Origin of the sequence: Denitrobacterium detoxificans (assembly GCF_001643775.1) — a bacterium.
In the GTDB taxonomy this organism is placed as follows: Bacteria; Actinomycetota; Coriobacteriia; order Coriobacteriales; family Eggerthellaceae; genus Denitrobacterium; species Denitrobacterium detoxificans.
Window position 1 is genome coordinate 2037191 of record NZ_CP011402.1, and the last position, 22345, is coordinate 2059535.

Below are 22345 nucleotides of genomic sequence, written 5' to 3' on the forward strand. Positions count from 1 at the left end.
TCTCTAGCGGTTGAGTTGTCTTTATTCTATCGCAGTTCACGCGAATTACGGCAGTCTCCCAGTAGCAAAAAGGCCGGACACGATGCGCATGCACCATGCCCGGCCCCACAGGCGAAACCAGCAGTCCTACGCTTCGGAAGCAGGCTCCAACTCGCGAGCGCGCTGGAGCGTCTGGGCGTAATCCGCCTGGAACGCACGCAAGCGCTCGGTTTCTTCCTCGAGCTCCCCAGCAGGCATAACAGCCTCGCGCGCAGCATCCGCCGATACGAAGCCACCCGCTTCCAGGGCCGCAGCCAACTTGCGTTCCGCATCCTCGCGTGCGCCCTTTCGAATGGCCAGCATGTTGCCACACTGAAGGGCCGCCTCACGTGCGGCACGTTCGGCTTCGGCGTCGCCCTTGGCAAGCGCCTCCTCGCGTTCGGCCATATAGCCGTCTACGTAAGACTTGATCTGCGCTTCCTGATTCACCTGGCCCACACGATGCGCATCGGCGTCCACCACCGCCTGCGCAGCGCGAGCCGCATCCAGGCGCGCCCCCAGGGCTTCCATTTCGGGAATCTGGTCCATGAGCTCCTGAAGATGGGCGAATACCACATCGGCTTCTTCCATGAGCACCCCTTCCTGGGCAAAAGAAAAGGGAGGTGGGGCGCGAACCCCACCTCCCGGTAATGGTTAGTGGCTATGCCTTTACCTTATCGTACACGCCAGCAAGCTGCTCGCCAAGGCACTTGCCTTCGACCAGGCAGCGGCCATGGCTGTTGCCCTGTACGTTGATCGGGTAGTCGTAGGCGTAGATGTCGCCTGCGCAGTTGCCGATGGCATACAGGCCGGGGATGGGCTCGTCGTCGGCGGTCAGCACCTCGAAGTCGTCGGAGATGTGGATGCCACCCACAACGGCCAGCAGGCCAACGCCCAGCTTGGTTGCGTAGAAGGGACCCTGCTTGATGGGATACAGGAAGTGCGATTCCTTGTAGAAGTCGGTGTCTTCGCCGGCTTCGCACATCTTGTTGTAGCGATCGATGGTCTCCTTGGCCTCGGTCACGTCCACATCGAGCTGCTTCAGCAGGTCCTCGATCGTGTCAGCGGTCTTGTAGTAGTCGGGCGTCTGCGTAACGCCGTTCTTGACCGTCTCGGCGTTCTTGGCGGAAGCGTCGGCGTAGGTGGTGCCCACAGCGCGGAAGCTATCCCAGAACATGCCGCCGCCATACTGCAGCGAATCGGTGTTGTCGGCTTCGAAGTTGGCATCGAAGATGGACCAGCAGTGGTCATCGCCGCCGTTCACCATGGTGCCCACGCACTTGCCCTGCACCCAGGTGGCCTCGTTCATGAAGCGCTTGCCCTTGGGGTTGATGAACAGGAACGGGCCGGAGTACATAGCAGCAGCCTGAGGATGCATCATCAGAGGCCAGGGGCCATCCTGGAATGCAGCGCCAGCCCAGGCAGCCATGTTGTGACCGTCGCCCACGTTGCCCTTGTCGGAGCAGAGACGCGTCATAACCTTCTTGGCGATGGGAGCGTACTCCTCGAGGTATTCGTCGTTGTAGCTTACGTCGCCCGTAGCCAGAACCACGCCTTCGCTGGCGTTGTACTGCACGTAGCCTTCCTTGGTCTTGCAAATGGCGCCGGTTACCTTACCGGAATCGTCCTGCACCAGCTGAACCGCGGGGCTCTCGTACACGAACTCGCAGTTACCCGTGGCCAGAGCCTCGGACTCGAACATGTACTCGACAAAGTCGGCCATGGTGTGCTGTTCGAAGATGGGGCCGCCCATGATCATGTGGTAGCAGTCGATCTCGGGATGAACCGTGCTGCGAGAACCAACAGTAACCATGCACTTGGCACCATTCTTCTCGGCCAGGTCCAGGAACCAGTTCATGCAGCGTTCGCTCTCGCGGAACCACTTGCCGACCAGAGACTCACGGCAGCGATTGCCGCACGTGGCAACCCAGCGCTCCATCTCGACGGGCTTGTCGAAGCTGATGCCCATCTGATCGAGCACCTTCGAGCCCACGGCACCCGTGCCGCCAACGCCATGGCCATTCAGCATGGCATCCTTTTCCACCAGCACGACCTTCGCGCCATTTTCCGCAGCGGAAAGCGCGCAGCAGGTGCCGGAATAGCCGCCGCCGATGACGAGCACGTCGGTGTCAACGGTCTTGGCGATATCGGTGATGGGATCGGGCTTCACTTCCCACGTGTGCTGACCGTCGGCCTTAGCAGCCTCTTCCTTCTTGGAAGAAGAGGAGCTGGGGCTGGCGCAGCCAAACATGCCCAGAGCCGCGACGCCTGCGGCAGAAAGGCCCGCTCCGCGGAGCAGGCTGCGTCGAGAAATGTTCTTCTCAGTCATATTCCCTCCTACAAGGTTCTGGCGTCCCTCCCACGGACGCCGCCTGGCCAAAAAGATAGTTTCAGCACATAAAACCTGCACCCCTCAAAGTGGGTGAATTGACAAAACCCCTGGTAGAAAGGAAGAGAAACTAGGCAGAAAAGAGCCCGATGAGCTCCTGGCGGCTGTGAACGCCGAACTTGCGGTACAGGCTCTTGGTATGACTGCGCACCGTATTTTCCGAGATATAGAGCTTCTGGGCAGCAGTGGGAACGTTGCAGCCATGCAAATACAGCTCGAGAACGTCGATCTCGCGCTTGCTCACGGCCTCGGCAGGGGCAAGATCTTCGATAGCGGCCTCGAGCAGTTCGCGCTCGCTTGGCGCGGACTCAGCCATAACATCACCGGCCAATTCAGCTTCGCTCGCGTCGACAGGCGCATCGGCAACCGCCTCTTCGAGCTCCACATCGGGCACGGCGACTGGCGCATTCTGGGCCTGCGCGGGTACCCCAACGTTCACGGCGTCAACAGCCTGAGCGCGCTTGCGCGGAGCAAACGAAACGAGCGACATGGCCACGGAAAGCAAGTACGCGCACACGAACAGCGCACCCGCCATGATAGTCATGTCGTACAGGACATGGCCTTCGGCCGCATAACCCACGATATCGCCCACTAGCAACGCCACCAGGGAAAGGCCCACGCAGGGTACGTACACCTGGGAGGGCTTGAGGTGGTTCTTGCTCGCATAGGCCGCGCACGTGATGATGAGCATGAGATTGAGAATCTCGAACCCGAACATCAGGCAACCCGAAAGGAACGGCAGCCATTCGCTGCCCAGAAGCACGGGAAGCAGCAAAACGCCCGTGACCACGGGGAAGATGAATTGGTACAGGCGCATGATGTCGAAGCCACGGCCCCAGAACAGCTCCAAGCCCGCAACCAGCAACGCAGCAAACACCATGCCCGTCGTTGCGGCGATCGCGGCCACATCGGAGGCGCCGCCATTCAGATGGCTTACCGCCTTCCACACGAAGCCGACCACGCACACGCAGATGACGGGGCGCGCCATGTCGGATGCAAGCATGCCCACGAGTTCCTTCGTGAGGGGTTTTGCCTGGTAAGGCTCGGTTTCGCGCAAACATAGAGCGAGCGAAGCCGAGGCCGCTAGGGGCAGCACGAGCGTAAGCGCCACAATGCCCGCGATGGCTGGCATGATTGCGATAAGCGCCGAAAGCGCCACGGAGAGAGCGGCGGAAAGAGGAATGCACACCACGGAACGTTCCGTGCCGGCGTTAGCGAAGAAATTCTGCCAGGCAACCATGAACACGCCCGAGGCAACGCCCAGCACCACGGAGCCCGCGCACGCCACGGGCATCTGCGCCACGCCCGCATGCGGCGCAACCCAGCGCAGCACGAGCCCCAGGCACATGGCAGCGCCCAGTGCCCAGACGACACGACGATCTATGCGCTCGCGATGACGCCCCATAATGGCCAGAACGGCCAAGGCCGTAATGAGGCACGTCTGCTGAAGCACATTACATATAAATATGGAAGTTGGTTCCACCCGACCGAATGCCTGCGCAGCGGCGGTGGCCACGGCGGCATTTCCAAACGGACCCGTGGAATACAGAGCCCAGAAAAAGGCAAAGCCCAGATGATACCAACTCATACCACGTATGAGATTTCCTGCTCTTTGCAGAGACACGCGTTCCTCCCTATTGCCGCATGTTCCGCTGAATTATACCGCTCCCCCGCCCCCTGACAAGCGACGGGAGAGCAACGGTTCAGCCCCTAGCAGTGCCGAAAAGCTAGTCGGCAATCTTGCTCAAGAAGGCCTTCGTGCGATTGTGCTGGGGATTCTCGATGACTTCTTCGGGACGACCCTCTTCAACGATAACGCCGCCATCCATGAAGACAATGTGGTCGGCCACGTCGCGGGCAAAGCCCATCTCGTGCGTGACGATGACCATCGTCATGTGGCGAGAGGCGAGGTCGCGAATGACGCGCAGAACCTCCTGCGTAAGCTCGGGGTCGAGGGCGCTCGTGGGCTCGTCGAAGAAGAGCACTTCCGGGTTCATGCACAGCGCACGCGCAATGCCCACGCGCTGCTGCTGGCCGCCGGAAAGCTCGCAGGGCACCTTGTTCTCGTTGCCCGCCAGGCCCATGCGCTTGATGAGCTCGCGCGCTTCCTCTTCCACTTCTTCGGGATCGCGCTTCTGCACGCAGATGGGCGCGTCCATGATGTTCTTCAGCACCGTATAGTGCGGGAACAGGTTGAAGTTCTGGAATACCAGACCGAAATGCTGGCGCGCCTCGTGCAGGCGCTCCTTGCCGGCATACACGGCGGCGCCGTTCTCGCTATGGGCAACCTCCAGGTCGCCAAACGAGAGGCAGCCGTCATCGAAGCGCTCGAGCAGCGTGGCGCAACGCAGCAACGTGGACTTGCCACTGCCCGAGGGGCCGATGATGCTGACCACATGGCCATTGCGCACATCGAGGGAAATATCCTTCAGTACCTCGTTCTTGCCAAAGCTCTTGCGTACGTGCGAAAGGCGCACGACCGTATTGGAATCCGTTTTCACCGCGCGTCCTTTCTAGTCGTGGTAGTAATCGAGCTTCTTTTCGGCTCGATTCATGAGGAATTCGATGATGAGGCAGCATGCCCAGTAAATGAGCGCTGCGATAAGGTACGGCATCATGGAAACCTGGCTGGCGGCAATGGCCTGCGCACGCGTGAACATTTCCATGAGGCCAAGCACGAACGCCAGGGACGTGTCCTTCACCAGCGTGATGACCTCGTTGCCCATGGCAGGCAGAATGCGCTTGATGACCTGCGGGAAGACGATCTTCATGAAGGTCTGCATGCGGGAATAGCCCAGCACCTCGGCGGCCTCGTACTGGCCACGGGGAATGGACTGAATGCCGCTACGATAGATTTCCGCGAAGTAGGCAGCGTAGTTCAGGATGAAGCCAATGTCACACGCCCAGAACTTCCAGTCGGAGCCCATCTGCAGGCCAAACAGGTAATACGGCCCGAACATGAGCGCCATGAGCTGCAGCATGAGCGGCGTACCGCGCAGGATGGAGATATAGAAACGCGCGAACCAAGCCAACGGCTTGAAACGGCTCATGCGTGCAAGCGCCACCAGCACGCCCAACGGCAGGGCGCCCACCAGCGTGACGAGAAAAATCTGCCCCGTAAGCAGCAAGCCACTGCCAAGCAGACCCATCATCGTTGCAAAATCCATTACACACCTCTTATTGAACTCGTCTGAGCAACGGAAGATACGCGCCATCAGGTGCGCATGTTCCGGTGTTCAGCACTCCGAAACCGTTGGGAGCAAACCCCGCGAAAACGCAAAGAACCCGCCTGCCAAAGCAGACGGGTTCCCGATTATCGCCTATTTCAAAATCCAGTTGGAATAGTCCAGGCCATATTCCGCATATTTCTCGCACAGGCTCTGGATGGTACCGTCGGCATACATTTCCTTCAGGGTAGCCGTAACCTTGGCAGCGGTCTCCTCGTCGCCCACGGCGAAGCCAACAGCATAGTGCTCGCTGGAAAGAGACTCGCTCAGCTGGGTATACACGCCGTCCTTGGCAGCCATCTGGTACTGCGCGATGGAAAGGTCGCAGGCAACGGCGTCAACCGCGCCGGATTCCAGCTGCAGGAAGGCATTGTTGTAATCGCCGATGGTCTGAGGAGCGCCGTCCTTGAAGGTGGCAGCCAAGCTGGCCTGATCGCCCTCGAGCACATCGAGCGCAGCGGAATCGACCTGCGTGAGCACCGTCTTGCCCGACAGGTCGGACAAACTCTTGATGCCGCTATCGGCACGCACCACGACTACCTGCTCGTTGAGCATGTAGGAATCGCTGAAGGCGTAGTTGCCCTCGCGGCCTTCCACGGTGAAGCCGTTCCAAATGCAGTTGATGGCGCCACTACCCAGCAGCGCGTCCTTGGCGTTCCAATCGATGGGCTCGGCCTTGAACTCCCAGCCGTTACGGTTGCACACTTCCTTGGCCAGGTCCAGATCGAAGCCCGTATAGCTGCCATCGTCGGCAATGAAGCCATACGGCGGGTAAGCGCTATCGAAGCCCACCACGAGCGTCTTGCTGTTGCTTGAGTTCGAGCCCGAGCAACCTACCAGGGCGAACACAGCCATGCAAGCCGCGAGCGCACATGCGGCAACTGCCGCGATCTTCTTCTTCATGAGTCCCCTCCCCAGGCGCAAAGCGTCCTTCCGGTTCCTATCATGCATCGTTTATGTTCACTTTAGCACGCTAAAGCACCCGAATATTCTAACACAGTAAAGCGCGGGAGCGAGGGACGTGCGGCAGACGCACATAGGTTACGGTGGCGTGCGCCTTACGGAGACTTGCACACGCATGGCAACGCACGTACGTGCCGCAGCGTCGCCAGCGCGCCGGAAACGCAAAGGCCCCACCGCCGCGTGGCAATGGGGCCAAATGGTCATACGCTGAGCTTGCTAGTCGTCGTCGCTACCATGCAAGATGGCGTGCTCCATGGCGCGCAGCTCTTCGGGCGTGTTCACGTTCACGAAGCAACGGCCACGCGGCTCGGCATCGAGCACGCGCTTCTGCGGGAACTCGCACACCTTCACCAGGGGGTAGAAGCTCTGCACGCGCTTTTCACCCTGCTCGAGCATCTTTTCGACCGCATCCAGGCACGTCTTGCGGCGATACACAGCATGCATGGGCTCGAAGCCATGCTTGTTGACGGGCACCACCACGTCGGCACGCGTCTGGCACAGCTCGAACGCCTCGGCGCTCACCAGGCGCGGCGAAGCAAACACCATGTCGCACGCCACGACGGCCACGAACGGGAACGTTGCGGCCTGAAACGCCGTGAGCATGCCAGGAAGCGCGCCGCGTTCATCGCGCACATCACGCACCAGGCGAATACCGCGTTCGGGATACACGCTATGCAGGAATTCCAGGTTCTCGGGCTCGTTCGTGGTGATGATGAGCTCGTCGGCCACGGGAGACAGGCGCTCCACCAGGCGCATGATGAGCGGACGACCGCAGAAGGGCACCGTCGCCTTGCTGCGCCCCATGCGACTGCTTTCGCCGCCGGCCTGAATGACCACGCTCACGCGATGGCGCGTAAAGCGCTCCTGTAGGAAATCGCAAAGCTCTTGCGTGTCATTGAGGCCGAACGCGGGAATGTCGTACAGCTGAGCTGCCTCGATGGCTGCCGGAATGTCAGTGGCCACGGCGACGGTAGCGCTCGTGGGCATCTTGCCGGGATGCACCGCGGAACCAGGAGCAGGAGCTTCCTCGGGAGCGCCCAAGCGCGCCGCACGCGCGGCCTGCACGAAGTCTTCCGTAAGGGGTTCGCCTGCGCGGGCGGCAGCGAGAAACGTTTCCGCCACCTGCTCGTCATGAGGATTGCCGGCACGCATGACCTCAATGGTGGGCAGGCCGCTCTTGCGATATCCTTCCACCACCACCAGATCGTGACCAGGCATGCGATGCACGATCTCGTTGCATTCGGCTTCGCCGTCGAACGTGCGGATGGTGGCAATCTGGCCAGGCGAAGAAATCACTACTTCCGTAGCGCCCGCCTGGCGGTGGCGCCACGAGTCCTTGCCGGGGATGTCGATGTCGAACCCGCTATGACCATGGTGCTTCACGCTGCCCACGTCGAGCCCGCGCGCCGTCAGCTCGGCAATGATCTTTTCCACGAGCGTGGTCTTGCCCGAATTGTGACGTCCCACGATGGCCACCGCGGGGCTTTGTAGCATCATGCGCGTTGAATCCATGTATCCTCCCCGAAAATCGTCGCTGATTTGCCAGTATAGCAATCCCGACATGCAGGAAAAGCGCCGTCGGCAAACGGCTTGAAACCATGCGTTGCGCGCAGACAACCTCCCTCGATCGCCCGCGCGCGTCCGCCTATTTATTCTTGTTCTTGTGGTACTTCAGGCTGCGGCGATAGTTCATCATCCCGAAATTGTTCTCCATCTCGGGATATTCCATCTCGGTGCGCTCGGTGCGCCCATTGGCCACGTCCTGCGCAAATACCTCGGTAGAGAGCGTAAGCGCATCGCGCAGGCACACGTCTTCGCACGTACGGCACTGCACGCAGTAGCCAGGGTAATGCTCGATGCCGAAGCGCTCGTCGTCATCGTTGTCGCCATTCCACATGCGAATGGCGCCCGTGGGACAGAACACGGCGCACATGCGGCACCCCGTGCACTTGTCGCCATCGATAACCACCTGGCCAAACATGCGCGACTCAATAAGGTAGTCTTCGGGTTCGCCCAGCTCATTCAAGCTCGAAAGCAAACGCTCGCGACGAGGCGGAACGCTATGCGGCAACGTGCCGTCTTCCATGACGCGACTGAACTTAGGCTCCTCGGGAGGCTTCACGCCCAGCGTGCTCTCGAGCGCAAAATCGGCGGTGACCACCGCGGCTTCGCGCGCGCTACCACGCATGCCGCGGAAGAAATCGCGACGTGCGGCGTCGAATGCGGCGTCACCCTTGCGTGCCGCACGCGGCAACTTCGCGGAAAGCTTCATACGCGCATCGCTGTTCCAGGTTTCCAGCAGCAAGTTCGCATTCGCCTCGACCGCCTGCGCCATGAGGAACCCCGTCGCATGCGGGCACTCCTCGCATTCGCCATGCACGACGCGCACGCGATGCGCCCCCGCGGATGCCAGCGCGCACACCGCGCTTTCGTCCACATGCCCCACGCAGGGAACAGATACGACCTTCGCAGGTTCGAACAGCCCTTCGGCTTGCTTGAGCATGCGCTCGCAGGCAATGATGACCAAGCGGGGTTCTTCCTCGCCCGCCACGCGAGCCGCCTCGTCCACCGCAGCCATGGCGGCAGCGCACTTGTGCAGGAACTCGCCATCGGAAGGTTCGCGAGGCTCCAACGCACCCGTGGGGCATGCCGTGGCGCACGTGCCGCAGCCGATGCACGCATCGGGCTCCACCGAAAGGCTGTTCGTGGCGGGGTCGATGGAGATTGCACCCGTAGTGCATACCTCGGCGCACCGACGGCAACGCACGTTGCGATTGCGCACGACCACGCACTTGCGTTCGTGAACCCTAATAGCCGAACCCTCAAGCTTCTGAAGCAGTTCGACGGTATCTGCGATGTTGGGCATACCTTCTCCTTATGTTGCGCGCACGCGCGCATTCGCCCGAGCAGAATCGGGCTTTCTCGTCTTGCAGCATTATACGCACAGCCGCTCATGCGGCATCGTCCGCTGCGGACGGTTTCCAAGCCGCAACCAAAACCAAATCGGGCCAGATGCATATCACACGCATCTGGCCCGAGTCATGCACACGCCGGCAGTGGGAGGGATGCGCCGGCAGGCGATTAGAAGATGGGTGGCCTACGCCTCTTCGGCTTCAGCTTCCTTCTTCACGACCTTCTTCTTCACGACCTTCTTCTTGGGAGCCTCGGCCTCGATCTTCTCGGGCTCGGACTCTTCCTCGGCCTCTACTGCCTCGGTCTCGGTCTCCTCTTCGCCTTCCTTCATGCCGGAACGCAGGTTCTTGATGGTACGACCGATGGAGCTACCGAGCTTTGGAAGGTTCTTGGGCCCGAAGATGAGCAGAACGACAACGAGGATGATAACGAGCTCGGGAACGCCAATACCGCCAAATTTCATGAGTGCCTCCTATGGCTTCATTCTTCGCATGTTCGCATGCATTGCTTCTCTATGTATGCCCCATTCCGGAGCCCGTGCCTTCGTTTTCCTGCGCATGACAGCCTATTTCGCTGTCATGCACCGCATTTCGGGGTTTGACGCCCCGTGCGGTCGGCACGTTGAGCAGTATGCCTTATGAGCTGGGTGTTCTTCTATCACGCAAAATAAGGAAATCCAAAAATATCGTCATTTTCTTGTCATGCAAAGTGAGTAGTGGCCCGATTTTCGCCCGAATCGCGCATCTGGTATCATCAAGGCAGCAGGAAACGAGATTGGCGCGGAACCGGTGGCAGTTGCCACCCGCGCAAGAGAGGTTCACGGTCATGACGGAAGCGCAAAAGCCCGTAAACGAGCTCTCCTCGCGGCGCATTGTCGGCTTCGCGTGCAACCAAGGCTTCGTCTTCTTTCTGTTTTACATGGGCCTGAATCGTCCGCTCGATTTGGGGGCCTTTTCGTTCGAACGTGCCGACTTGGCATTCGTGCTTCTTTTCATGGTGGTGGGCTTCGGCGTGCCCCGCGCCCTGCCGCACAAAGCACGCGAAACGGTACTCGCACGACCCTTCATGTTCGTGTATGCGGCCATCATGGCAATTGCGTCGCTGCTTCCCACGCTCTTCCCCGATGCGCCCCAGGCGCTCGTCGTAGCCGAAGGCGCGCTCATCGGCATCCCCAATTCGCTGTTGCTAACTGGTTGGGGCCGCTCGTTCGGGCGCGTGTCCACCCGCACCTCGGTGCCCGAAGTGTTCACCGGCTCGCTTCTGGGCGCCTTCCTCTGCGTGGTGTTCTCATTCGTCACCACGAGCGAAATGCTCATCGCCATTCGCCTGCTGCCCATTATCAGCGCGCTGTACATCTACGCGTCCGACCCTGGCGATCGCGCGCCCCTAGCCGCCAACGAATCGGTGCGCGAACAGGCAGGCAACCTTACCCTCAAGATTCTCAGCGGCACACTGCTCTTTGGCATGGCGGCAGGCCTTATGGAAACGTTCGGCACCGACCCTGGCACCGCGGCCAGCCCCCACTACCAGCTCTCCATGGTGCTGTTCGGGGCATTCCTCATCGGGTCCATCTCGTTGCTTACGTCCGATGGATTCGGCAAGGGCGCCGCGCTGAACAAGACGTACCGACTGGCCGTATTCCTCATGCTGTTCGGCACGCTCATGGTACCCCTGGCGGAATCGGGCGCCGTGCCCCTACCGGGCGATGCCGTGGTGCTTGCCGGCTACCTGGGCCTGGAAGCGGTTCTCATTTCGTTGTTCCTGGTCATGGCTAGCATCGAGGGAATCGACGCCTTCGCATCATTTTCGGTTGGGTTCACGGCCCTGTTCGCCGGCGAACTTGCTGGCGTACTCGTAGCCAACGGCATCGACGCTGCATGGGACACGGGCACCACGCCCTACGTAGTCGTCGTTATTGCCGGCACGCTCGTACTGCTTTCCTACGTGTTCCTGTTCGGGGAGCGCGATTTCTCGGATCTTTCGGAAATCGTTACCGACCGCGACGAATTCGATCTGGTTTGCACGCATATCAGCAACCAAGCCAAGCTCTCGAAGCGCGAAGCCGAAATCCTGCCCTACGCCCTGCATGGCCGCACGAGCGAACGCATCGCAACCGAGCTGGGCATTTCGAAGAGCACCGTCGACACGCACCTGCGCCGCATCTACGGCAAAACGGGCGTGCATAGCCGCCAGGAGCTCATCGACCTGGGCGAGAAGATCGGCAAGAAGCTTTCCTAACAAAAAACGGCCCGCAGATGCGGGCCGTTGCTTTTGGGATTCCCCTACGCCATCTGGGCGACGGCGTCCTCGATGAGCGTGCGTATGTCGTCCACGCCATCGCCGGAATGCGAGCTGCATGGCACAACCACCACATCACCCGCAACGGCAAGCTGACGGCAAAGCGAAGCCACCTGTTGACGACGCTTGTTCGTGCCAAGCTTGTCAGACTTCGTGAAGGCAATCATGAACGGAATCTCGTTCGCCTGCAGGAACTCGATCATCTGCACGTCGAGCGGGCTAGCGTCGTGACGAATGTCCACCAGCAGCACGCAGAGCGCATACTTGCGGTCCTGCGTGAAGTAGCCCTCGATCAGGGGGCGCCAGGCGTCCATTTCGGCCTTCGAAACCTTGGCGTAGCCGTAGCCCGGAAGGTCGACGAAATCCACGTCACCCACGTTGAAGAAGTTGATCTGCCTGGTCTTACCCGGCGTTCCGCCTACCTTCACCAGGTCTTTCCTGCGAAAGATCTTATTCATGAGCGAGCTCTTGCCCACATTGGAACGCCCCACGAACGAGATTTCGGGGCGCACCGAAGGCGCCACCTGCTCGGCTTTGGCGTTCGACGTAACGAATTTGGCAAGCTGATAGTTAATAGCCATTGCGTTCTCCTACATTCCGCCGCGCAGGAAGTTTTCCCACCACGAGCGCGAGGCCATACCGAAATTGCCCAGCATGTCGAGTAGCTGATTCTGCTGATCGGCGGGAAGCGAGCGGAACTCGCGCTGCATGTCTTCCTTGAACGCCTGGGGGTTCGCCTGCGCCTCGCTGAGCATGTCCTGCATCTGCCGAATCGCCTCGGGGTCGAGCCCTTGCGGAGCGCCCGCACCGCCAAACAGCGCAGACATATCGGGCATGCCCTGCTGCGTGCTCTGGCTGGCCGCCTCGGGGCGCGGCAGGTCGAGCTTGTACATGGCTTCCAGCAGATCGTCAAAATGCGGAGGCGTAATGGACCCGCCACGAGAGCGCATGCTGAATACGCCTTCTTTGAATACGACCGAGAGGTTCCACTTCATGCCGTGGTCGATGGCGGTGTCAGCGTATTCCTCTTCCCAGCCGAACACGCCCGCCGCGTCAAGCTCATCCTTGAAGCGCTGCGCGGCTTCCTGGCTCATCTCGCGCGTGAAGCGCACGGCAGGAGGATTGCCCACGCCCTGTTCCACCTGCAGTTCGTACAGGTTTTCTTCGGTTCGGCGCATGCGGAACAACGAACGGCCGCGCCCCACCTGGACCAGGGTAAACGTAAAACTATCGAAAGGCGGATTCGCCTTCACTTCAGACATTGGTACTCCTTCGTTGTGTTTCGCTAGAAGGATACCAGAAGGTGGCGGCACCACGCGGTACCGCCACCAAGCCGCAATCTAGTGCTGCGGGAAGAACGCCTCAAGACGCTTCTCGTCGGAAGGTTTGCCCAGGTAGGAACCGATTACCATGAGCAGGAACGCCACGGTGATGCCAATGACGATTTGGTGCAGACCGAAGGGTTTGAATCCAATGGCCATGCACAGGCAGTAAGCGAACGTGCCACCCGCCATGCTGGCGATGGCGCCCGTCTTATTCGCGCGCTTCCAGAACAGCGCGCCCACGAAGACCCAGCAGAACGCCGTCTCCAAGCCGCCGAAGGCGAACATGTTGATCTTCCAGATCACGCTGGGCGGCACGATGGAGAGCACGAACACCGCAACGCCGATGACCAGCGTTACCACCTGGCTCGCACGAGCGATGGTGCGGTCGGACGGCTGCTTTTCCGCGCGCTCGCTGCGATGGAGCCACAGGTCCTTCACGATGGCAGAAGAGCTGGCGATGAGCAGACTCGACACCGTGGAAATGCTGGCTGCGATGGGGCCCACGATGGCGATGCCGGCAAGCCAAGGCGGCAGGCTGCCCACGATGGCCTGCGGAATGATATTGTCGACGCTTCCGCCATAATCGGCCAGACTACCAGGCAGAATGCCGGCAGCAAGCACGCCCAGGGCAGTGACGCCAATCATCATGGCGCCAATGATGACGGTGCCCAGGATCATGGCGCGGCGCAGCGACTTCGTATCCTTGTAGCCCATGCAACGTACCACCGACTGCGGCAGGCAGAACGTGAAGATGCCTACGAGCAGCCACTGCGTGAAGTACAGCGAGATGGGCATGTTGCCGCCCGACGTGGGCTCGAGCATTTCCGGATGGTTCGAGGCGATGGCGTCCATGATGTTCTCGTAGCCGCCACCTGCGGAAAGAATGCCACCCGCCAGCACCACGATGCCAATGAGCATTACGATGCCGCACAGGGCGTCGGTTATGGCAACGCCGCGGAAGCCGCCCACCGTAGTGAACAGGATGACTGCGATGCCGAAGATGCACAGGCCAATGTTGTAGGAATAGCCCGTTACCGCCTCGAACAGCTTGGCGCCGCCCACGAACTGGGCGACCATAGTGGCCGCGAAGAAGACCACGATGATGAGCGCGGCAATGCCCGCAAGCACATTGGACTGATAGCGCTCGCGAATGACGTCCACCACCGTTACCGCTCCAATGCGACGGCTGATGAGAGCCATCTTCTTGCCCATGATGCCGTACAGGATGAACAGCGTGGTCACCTGCACGCCAGCCATGTACACCCAGCCGAAGCCGATGCTCCACGCCTGACCAGGGCCACCCACGAACGAGCTCACCGAGCCATACGTGGCAATGGTGGTCATGGCAAGCACGAAACCGCCCAGGCTTCGATTGCCGATGAAGTATTCCGAAACGAATCCGCCCGAACCCGTGGCGCGCGCAGCGCGACGGGCGTAAATCGCCGCCGCAAGGGCAACGAGCAAGAACAGCGAAATGGGCAGCAGACCTGCCAAGACTTCGTTAGTCATGGTGCGCCTCCCCTTCCGCATCGTCGAGCGAGAAGTCCGCAAAGACCTTCTTGCCCAAGAAAACGGCGACGGCAATGGCAAAGAGCCAGGTACCCACCGTGCCTCCAATGATCCAGATGGGGGTATGGAACAACTGCACGTCGAGCCCCGAAAGGCCAAAGCCCAGCAGGATCCACACCACGATGGTCGCGAAGAGCGCAACTACCGTCGCCTTCGCCTCCTTGTTTGCCTGGAGTAATTTCTCCCTGTAGGTCATGCAATCCTCTCCTACATATATGCGCGCTTGCGCCTAACCCCTACGCAAGCAATGTAACTTGGTGATTGTATCGACTCGCAACAACGACTACCATTGCTTTGAATGTGTGCGGGTAACCCGAAGGAGCAAGCGGTGCATCTGAAGATTCAAAAGCGCAAGGGGCGGCAGTACCTTTCCGTGGTGCAAAACTATCGGGAGAACGGCGCCACCAAGACGCGCACCGTGGAAACCATCGGGTACGCCGACGCGTATGAGGGGGAATACGACGATCCTATCGAGCACTTCCGCGCCTACGTTGCAGAGCTAAACGAACGAGAAGCCGAGGGGAACGCAAAAGTTGAACTGCGGTTTTCCCGAGACGCCCAAATTGGCGACACCGACGCGCCGGCCATGCGCCTGGGTTCGGCCGTGGCGCTGGGATGCTTGGACGCGCTGGGCGTGAAGCAATTCTTCAATGCTCGCTGCAGCCACGAGCATTTCCCCCATGCCGCGGGGCGCATCTTCGAAATGCTCGCCACCGAGCGCATGATGCACGTGGCATCCAAGCGCGAATCGTGGGAGCGCCGAGGGGCGTTTCCGCGCGCTTGCGCATTCTCGTTCGAGAACGTATACGCCGCACTCGTGTGCTTTGCGCGCCACGACGCTCAGCTTACCCGCGCTATGCGCGTGGCCTGCGAAAACATACGTCCCTACGACCGCTCGTGTGGGTACCTGGCATGCGCGCCCTTTGCGTTTTCACCCACGACCGACGTGCATCCCGCAGGCCCGCAGCGCGAAGACGCGAGCGCAGCGGGCAGCACGACCCACGAATCCGCGCGCGAGACGCACTGGATGTGCATGCTCATGGACGCCGAGGGGATTCCGCTGGACTACCAGCTGGTGGAGGGCGAACCCGACGCACACGCGCTTGCCGAGCTAGCAAGTTGGGGGCGACGCGAACACAGGCTGCAGCGCGTGGTGGTGATTGCAGGTCGTCTTTCCCATCTGGGGAATGCGATGCTGGAGCTTTCCGCCCAAGGGGACGGGTTTGTGTTCTACGAACCCATTCACGCAGGCAGCACGCTGGCGGAATGGGCGAGCGCGGCACAGGGCTACGTACGCAGCGAGAAGGGGACGTACCGCATCAAGTCGCGCACGCGCACGGTGAGTGTGGGGGAAGACGGAGCGCTGGGCGAGCCGGGCAGCGAAAGCGGCGGGACGCAAAGCCAAATCGACCAGGTGGATGCGAACGGGAACTCAGGAGCGAACGACAACGCGACCGCGAACGGCACCGTGAGCACCGCCGGCAAGGCAAGCGCGAGCGACCACGCAACACTCGGGGCCAGCCTCACCGTCAAGGAAGTGGTGCTGCGCAGCCAGGGGTACGCCTGCACCATCACAAGCGAAACGCGCTTGAGCGCCGCGCGCATCTTCAACCTGTTCCGCGAGCTCTGGCGCCTTACGGAGCCATTCCAGGTCATGGAAGCCGATTTCAGCCCCATGCCCTACCCCGTTGCGCATGCCGACCATATTCGCGCGCACTTCCTGGTGTGCTATGCAGCGTTTATGGCGCTGCGTATGCTGCGCTGGCGCACGAACTGGCAATACAACGCTGCGGGCATGGCCGACGCGCTGTTGCACATGGAGGGCATGCACCTGCAGCAGAACTGGTATTTGTTCAACTATCGCACCCCCGTAACCGACCTGATAGAAGAAGCATGCGACATCCCCGTCGCGCGCAGGTTGCGCACCCCCGTCGACGTGCGAAGCGCGATTACGAGCGCGTGCAAGGCGTTTGGGTAAGGGGCGTGGACCCGCGTACAGCATCTGGCAAACCCCGCCTGCATCAAGCCAAAGATTGCGGCGGCGTTTCCATTCCCTGTCACTTTGATGGGCTAAAGCGCGTGAGGGATTTACGCACGTAGCGTTCTCCTATAATGAGCGCCAACAAAAAGCGAACACGCGGAAGGAGCCCGCATGGCCAAAGTCAACGAAAATTACGCCAAGCTGCCCGGCAGCTATCTGTTCACCGAGATCGCCCACCGCACAGCGCGCTACATGGAAGAGCACCCCGACGCGAAGATGATCAAGATGGGCATCGGCGACGTCACGCGCCCGCTGGTTCCCGCAGTACTGGAAGCCATGCACGACGCCGTGAACGACATGTCCACCAGCGAGAACTTCCACGGCTACGGCCCCGAGCAGGGCTACGACTTCCTGCGCAACGCCATCGTCGAGAACGACTTCGCCGCCCGCGGCGTCGACATCGCCGCCGACGAGATCTTCGTCTCCGACGGCGCCAAGAGCGACTGCGGCAATATCGGCGACCTGTTCGACGTGGACAACGTGGTTGCCGTCTGCGACCCCGTCTACCCCGTGTACGTGGACACTAACGCCATGGCCGGCCGCGCGGGCGACTACGACGAAGCCGCCCAGAACTGGACGAACATCGTCTACATGCCCACCACCGCGGAAAACGGCTTCTGCCCCGCCCTGCCCGAGCGCGACGCCGACATCATCTACCTGTGCTCGCCCAGCAACCCCACGGGCACCGTTCTCAACTTCGACCAGCTAAAGGTCTGGGTCGACTACGCCAACGAACACGACGCCATCATCCTGTTCGACGCTGCGTACGAGCGTTTCATCACCGAAGAGAACGTACCGCACAGCATCTTCGAGGTACCCGGCGCCAAGACCTGCGCCATCGAGTTCCGCTCGTTCTCGAAGACGGCCGGCTTCACTGGCGCACGCTGCGGCTACACCGTGGTGCCGAAGGACCTGGTGCGCGATGGCCAGAGCCTGAACGCCATGTGGAACCGCCGTCAGACCACGAAGTTCAACGGCGCAAGCTACATCATCCAGCGTGGCGCCGCGGCCATCTACACGCCCGAAGGCAAGCAGCAAATCGAGGACACGCTCGATTACTACCGCGCGAACGCACGCGTAATCAAGGAAGGCCTGGAAGCCGCCGGCTTCACCGTATTCGGCGCTGTGAACAGCCCCTACGTCTGGTGCAAGACGCCCGAGGGCATGGGCTCCTGGGAGTTCTTCGACCTGCTGCTGACCAAGGCGAACATCATCACCACGCCGGGTGCGGGCTTCGGCCCCTCGGGCGAGGGCTACATCCGTCTTACCGCCTTCGGCGACGCCGAGGCAACCAAGGAAGCCATGCAGCGCATCGCTCAGCTGGAGCTGTAAACTAGCGCCGCGAACAACCCGCAAACGCAACCCCGCCTGCGCCAACCCATGGCGCAGGCGGGGTTTGCTTTATTCCCGACCGGCAAACAACAAAGAATTAGACAGCCAACGCCCAATCGTCAAGCAAGCATTATCAGCAATCGGACACCAACCACCGGCACCCCATTGCCAGACCGCTCGGCACCTGATATACAACCTGTACAACGTAATCCGCTCATAAGGGAGGGCACGCCATGGCATTCGACTTCAAGAAGGAATACCGCGACCTATACCAGCCCAAAACGAAACCGGCCATTGTCGACGTGCCAAGCATGCGTTTCATCGCCGTAGAGGGATCGGGTGACCCCAACGAAGAAAACGGCGCATACTCAAATGCCGTGGGCGCTCTCTACGCCGTGGCCTACACGCTGAAAATGAGCTACAAAACCGACCACGTCATCCCCGGCTTCTACGAATACGTCGTCCCGCCACTGGAGGGTTTCTGGTGGCAGCCCGGCATCGCCGGCGTCGACTACGCCAACAAGTCCACCTTCCATTGGGTCTCGGCTATACGCGTACCGGAATTCGTCGATGACGCCCAGTTCGCCTGGGCAATCGAAGCCGCCACCGCAAAGAAAAAGCTCGACCTCTCGCATGTGCATCTCATCGAGCTAAACGAGGGCACCTGCGTCCAATGCATGCACATTGGCCCCTACGATAACGAACCCGCAACCATCGACCTTATGCACGAGTTCGCAGCATCACAGGGCTACGAACTTGACTTCTCGGACGACCGCAGGCACCACGAGATCTACCTCTCCGACCCGAACAAGGCCAAACCCGAGAAGCTAAAGACCGTCGTGCGCCACCCCATTCGCAAGGCGTAGCCCCGGGGACTTTCACCCCTCGGCACGCACGAGAAAAGCCACACACGCTAGCCAATACGAGCAACGGGTGCGCCATCTCGCAGCGAACAACAACATCCGCAGCGGCTTCCGCCACTGCAAAGACCAAATTGGGCAAAATCGGCGATGGTTTTGTAAAAAGTGTCGCCGATTACACGTCGCGAGAGCCCGCGGAGGCAACACTCTCCGTGAGGCAAAATCGCGACCTGGGACAATACGCTCTCGTAACGCCCAAACAAGCCATCTGAAGCCCAAATCGCCCTCATCAAGAGCTCATTAACGTGCAAACAGCGACATTTCTTACATTTAGTTGGCCAAATTTGCTCATTTTCCTGCCGAGCGCGGTCAAACGAACCCATTTCACCGCCCGCGCGGCTTATTTCGCGGGTCGGCACCATCCCGCTACGCACAAAGAGGGGGCATGATGCGCCCCGATTTCCACGCTGGGAGCCCAGTCTGGCAAAATAGACGCCCAAATTGTAAAAAATTTGCCTTTCGGAACATTTTTCGACGCCGCCGGCAACTATGCGCGCCTACGTCGGAAAAGCGACCTGGGAAAACGCCTACCGCAATCGCATGCTCCGCCCACCAAACCGCAAAATCCCGCTCTCAACGCATCAACAATGTTCAATACGGCGAATTTTTTACAAAAGCGGCGCGGTTTTTGCCAAAACGGCCCTTCCAAGCGAATCCCGGGAGCAAATTACCGCGCCGAGGCGCCCAAGCGGACAAAAAAACGCCGGCCGTTAGGCCGGCGCTATCCAGACGCCACTAGCAACACCCGGGCATCAAGTATGCAGTCGCTCCAGCCTCCGCATGCGCAACCGCGCTACGCCCGAGCAGCCTCGATGCGCGCCACGAGCGCGGGAATATCCGCGGGCGCATGCGCGAGCTCGGTGGCATCTGCCAGCTCTTCGGGCGTGCCAAAGCCATACAGGCAGCCAATGCACGGCAAGCGATGCGCCGCTGACAAGGCAATATCCTTATGCCTGTCGCCAATGGCAATAAACGGCCCCTCGAAATCACGCTCGATGGACTTGAAGATCTCTTCCTTGGGCGCGTAATCGAACTGCTGAGCGTTGTAATACCCGGAAAACCACTGGTCCAAGTCAAACGCCTTGCGCGCGGCCTCCTGATACTCCGTCGCGCAATTGCTCAGGAACACCAGCGTATGCCCTGCCGCCTTCACGGCATCGAGCATCTGAGGAACGCCATCGTACAGCCGCGCCTTGCCCGCCGCCACAGCCTGAAGCATGACATCCTTCACGTGCAGCGCCGCCGGCTCGGCCACCTCCCACGGAATCTCGGGCGCCAGGCGCGCCCAGGCCTCGAACACGTTCAAGCCCAGGTTGCGCTCCAATTCCTCGCGTGCGAACGTGCGCGGACGAGCCTTCCCCGCATCCACCAGCGTCTGGTATCCCGCGGGAAACGCATCGGCATACACGTACATGCTGTCATGCAGCGTGCCGTCATAATCAAAAACCAACGTGGAGGGCCTCATGCCCGCTCCTCTCGAACGCACGTAAGCAAACGGGGCAACCGGCCAGCCGATCGCCCCATAGCTCTACCCTAAACGATGCAGCGCGCAAACAGCGCCGCTATCGCAAAACGCTAAATTTGCCCCATGACATTGCAGAGCTCGATAGCGCCCAACGCGCACTCGCTGCCCTTGTTGCCCACCTTGCTGCCCGCGCGCTCGATGGCCTGCTCGATGGTATCGGTGGTAAGCACGCCCATCATAACGGGGATGCCAGCCTTCAGCGACACCTGGGCGATGCCCTTCGAAACCTCGTTGCAGACCACATCGTAATGGCTGGTAGCGCCACGAATCACCGCACCCAGGCAAATGACTGCATCAAACTTGCCGCTTTCGGCCATGCGCTGCGCTACCAAGGGAATCTCGAACGCGCCCGGCACCCAGGCGGCCGTGATGTTCTCCTCGGGCACGTTATGACGCACCAAGCCATCGATGGCGCCCTCGAGCAGCTTGCCCGTGATGAACTCGTTGAAGCGCGCCACCACGATGCCCACGCGCAGATTCTCGTTTACGACCTTACCCTCGATTACGTTGATTGCCATGTTAGTTTCCTCCTATTGGAATGCCTGATACTTGCTCGTTTCCCGCGCTTACGCCAAAGCGGGCTCTTGCAGAATGCTCTCGAATACGTGGCCCATCTTCTCGCGCTTCGTCTCCAGATACGCACGGTCGTGCTCCTGCGGCTCGATCTCGATGGGCACGCGCTCCACGATTTCCAAGTTGAAATCGCCCAGTCCATACACCTTTTCGGGGTTGTTGGTGAGCAGACGAATGCTACGGCAACCCAGGTTGCGCAGAATCTGCGCCCCGGACCAGTATTCGCGCAGGTCGGGCTTGAATCCCAACGCCACGTTGGCCTCTACCGTGTCCATGCCCTGCTCCTGCAGCGCATATGCCCTAATCTTGTTGATCAGGCCAATGCCGCGGCCTTCCTGACGCATGTACAGCAGCACGCCACGACCCTCGGCCTCGATCTGCTTGAGGGCGCTATGCAGCTGGTCGCCGCAATCGCAGCGCTGGCTGCCGAACACATCGCCCGTCAGGCACTCGGAATGCACGCGGCACAGCACGTTGCGGCCGTCGCCAATCTCGCCCTTCACCAGGGCAACATGTTCTTCGCCGGTGATGTCGTTCACGAAGCCGTGAATCTGGAACTCGCCATACTGCGTGGGCAACTTGGCCGTGGCGGCCTCGCGCATATGGTTGTCGTGCGCGCGGCAATAATCCTGCAGCTGCTTGATGGAGATAAGGCACAGCCCCCATTCGCGAGCCTTTTCGACCAGCTCGCTCGTGCGCATCATAGTGCCATCCTCGCGCATGATCTCGCAGCACAGGCCGCACTGCGCCATGCCAGCATGACGTAGCAGGTCGACCGTCGCCTCGGTGTGCCCGTTGCGCTCCAGCACGCCACCGCGCTTGGCTACCAAGGGGAACATATGCCCAGGCCTGCGGAAATCCTCGGGGCTCGCCGCAGGATCGACGCACTTCATAGCCGTCAGGCTGCGCTCAGCCGCCGAAATACCCGTCGTGGTCTCCACATGGTCGATAGACACGGTGAACGCGGTCTCGTGATTGTCGGTGTTCTCGGAAACCATTTGCTGGAAGTTCAGCTTATGGGCGAGCTCCTGGCTCATGGGCATGCAGATAAGGCCCTTGGCCTGCGACGCCATAAAGTTCACATTCGCCTGCGTGGCGAATTCCGCCGCGCAAATCAGGTCGCCCTCGTTTTCGCGATCGGGATCGTCCACCACCATGATCAGGTGGCCCATCTGCAGTTCGGCAATCGCCTCTGCTACGGTGTTCAGTTCCATATGAGTTCCTCTCTCCTTGAAGAAGTTGATTCCGAATG

20 protein-coding genes are annotated in these 22345 nt (G+C 60.5%); 4 read left to right on the top strand and 16 right to left on the bottom strand.

Going from position 1 to position 22345, the window contains the following annotated elements:
* Positions 1-126: 126 nt before the first annotated feature.
* The 9 genes from AAY81_RS08335 to tatA form a co-directional block, all read right to left on the bottom strand.
* On the bottom strand, positions 127-609 hold the full coding sequence (locus AAY81_RS08335; protein ID WP_066663863.1) for a hypothetical protein: 483 nt from the start codon (positions 607-609) through the stop codon (positions 127-129).
* A 70-nt stretch (positions 610-679) separates the two neighbouring features.
* Positions 680-2347 carry an FAD-dependent oxidoreductase gene (locus AAY81_RS08340; protein ID WP_066663866.1) on the bottom strand — a complete coding sequence of 556 codons (1668 nt, stop codon included), beginning with the start codon at positions 2345-2347 and terminating at the stop codon, positions 680-682.
* Between the two features lie 130 nt (positions 2348-2477).
* Positions 2478-3995, bottom strand: a complete 1518-nt coding sequence (locus tag AAY81_RS08345) for a helix-turn-helix transcriptional regulator (protein WP_066663871.1) — start codon at positions 3993-3995, stop codon at positions 2478-2480.
* A 139-nt stretch (positions 3996-4134) separates the two neighbouring features.
* Positions 4135-4908: an amino acid ABC transporter ATP-binding protein gene (locus tag AAY81_RS08350; RefSeq protein WP_066663874.1), complete on the bottom strand. Its 774-nt coding sequence runs from the start codon at positions 4906-4908 to the stop codon at positions 4135-4137.
* A gap of 12 nt (positions 4909-4920) precedes the next feature.
* On the bottom strand, positions 4921-5574 hold the full coding sequence (locus AAY81_RS08355; protein WP_066663876.1) for an amino acid ABC transporter permease: 654 nt from the start codon (positions 5572-5574) through the stop codon (positions 4921-4923).
* Between the two features lie 153 nt (positions 5575-5727).
* Positions 5728-6537 carry a transporter substrate-binding domain-containing protein gene (locus AAY81_RS08360; protein ID WP_066663879.1) on the bottom strand — a complete coding sequence of 270 codons (810 nt, stop codon included), beginning with the start codon at positions 6535-6537 and terminating at the stop codon, positions 5728-5730.
* A 276-nt stretch (positions 6538-6813) separates the two neighbouring features.
* Positions 6814-8109, bottom strand: coding sequence for a molybdopterin-guanine dinucleotide biosynthesis protein B (gene mobB / locus AAY81_RS08365; protein WP_082867938.1), 1296 nt, complete (start codon positions 8107-8109; stop codon positions 6814-6816).
* A 133-nt stretch (positions 8110-8242) separates the two neighbouring features.
* On the bottom strand, positions 8243-9463 hold the full coding sequence (locus AAY81_RS08370; protein ID WP_066663881.1) for a 4Fe-4S binding protein: 1221 nt from the start codon (positions 9461-9463) through the stop codon (positions 8243-8245).
* A gap of 231 nt (positions 9464-9694) precedes the next feature.
* Positions 9695-9973 (bottom strand): twin-arginine translocase TatA/TatE family subunit, encoded by a 279-nt coding sequence (gene tatA, locus AAY81_RS08375; protein WP_066663890.1) that lies wholly within the window; start codon positions 9971-9973, stop codon positions 9695-9697.
* A 362-nt stretch (positions 9974-10335) separates the two neighbouring features.
* Here tatA and AAY81_RS08380 point away from each other — a divergent pair, with 362 nt between their 5' ends.
* A complete protein-coding gene (locus tag AAY81_RS08380; RefSeq protein WP_066663899.1) occupies positions 10336-11748 on the top strand; it encodes a helix-turn-helix transcriptional regulator in 1413 nt (470 codons plus the stop codon).
* A gap of 44 nt (positions 11749-11792) precedes the next feature.
* Here the strand turns inward: AAY81_RS08380 and yihA are convergent, their stop codons facing one another.
* The 4 genes from yihA to AAY81_RS08400 form a co-directional block, all read right to left on the bottom strand.
* Positions 11793-12389: a ribosome biogenesis GTP-binding protein YihA/YsxC gene (gene yihA, locus AAY81_RS08385; protein ID WP_066663901.1), complete on the bottom strand. Its 597-nt coding sequence runs from the start codon at positions 12387-12389 to the stop codon at positions 11793-11795.
* A 9-nt stretch (positions 12390-12398) separates the two neighbouring features.
* On the bottom strand, positions 12399-13070 hold the full coding sequence (locus AAY81_RS08390; RefSeq protein WP_066663903.1) for a hypothetical protein: 672 nt from the start codon (positions 13068-13070) through the stop codon (positions 12399-12401).
* A 78-nt stretch (positions 13071-13148) separates the two neighbouring features.
* A complete protein-coding gene (gene panF / locus AAY81_RS08395; protein ID WP_066663906.1) occupies positions 13149-14642 on the bottom strand; it encodes a sodium/pantothenate symporter in 1494 nt (497 codons plus the stop codon).
* Positions 14635-14898, bottom strand: coding sequence for a YhdT family protein (locus tag AAY81_RS08400; RefSeq protein WP_066663911.1), 264 nt, complete (start codon positions 14896-14898; stop codon positions 14635-14637). The genes panF and AAY81_RS08400 overlap by 8 nt, the downstream gene beginning before the upstream one ends.
* A 132-nt stretch (positions 14899-15030) precedes the next feature.
* Between AAY81_RS08400 and AAY81_RS08405 the strand changes: the two genes are divergently transcribed.
* The 3 genes from AAY81_RS08405 (at position 15031) to AAY81_RS08415 (ending at position 18941) form a co-directional block, all read left to right on the top strand.
* The gene (locus tag AAY81_RS08405) at positions 15031-16680 is read left to right on the top strand and encodes a hypothetical protein (RefSeq protein ID WP_066663912.1); all 1650 of its coding nucleotides are present in this window, start codon (positions 15031-15033) and stop codon (positions 16678-16680) included.
* A 174-nt stretch (positions 16681-16854) separates the two neighbouring features.
* On the top strand, positions 16855-18075 hold the full coding sequence (locus AAY81_RS08410) for an LL-diaminopimelate aminotransferase (RefSeq protein WP_066663914.1): 1221 nt from the start codon (positions 16855-16857) through the stop codon (positions 18073-18075).
* 233 nt (positions 18076-18308) lie between these two features.
* Complete coding sequence (locus tag AAY81_RS08415; RefSeq protein WP_066663916.1) at positions 18309-18941, top strand: GyrI-like domain-containing protein; 633 nt, start codon at positions 18309-18311, stop codon at positions 18939-18941.
* 847 nt (positions 18942-19788) lie between these two features.
* Here the strand turns inward: AAY81_RS08415 and AAY81_RS08420 are convergent.
* The 3 genes from AAY81_RS08420 to AAY81_RS08430 form a co-directional block, all read right to left on the bottom strand.
* Complete coding sequence (locus AAY81_RS08420) at positions 19789-20460, bottom strand: HAD family hydrolase (RefSeq protein ID WP_066663918.1); 672 nt, start codon at positions 20458-20460, stop codon at positions 19789-19791.
* Between the two features lie 110 nt (positions 20461-20570).
* On the bottom strand, positions 20571-21038 hold the full coding sequence (ribH, locus tag AAY81_RS08425; RefSeq protein WP_177168493.1) for a 6,7-dimethyl-8-ribityllumazine synthase: 468 nt from the start codon (positions 21036-21038) through the stop codon (positions 20571-20573).
* Positions 21039-21086: 48 nt separating this feature from the next.
* Complete coding sequence (locus AAY81_RS08430; RefSeq protein ID WP_082867940.1) at positions 21087-22307, bottom strand: bifunctional 3,4-dihydroxy-2-butanone-4-phosphate synthase/GTP cyclohydrolase II; 1221 nt, start codon at positions 22305-22307, stop codon at positions 21087-21089.
* Between the last annotated feature and the right edge of the window lie 38 nt (positions 22308-22345).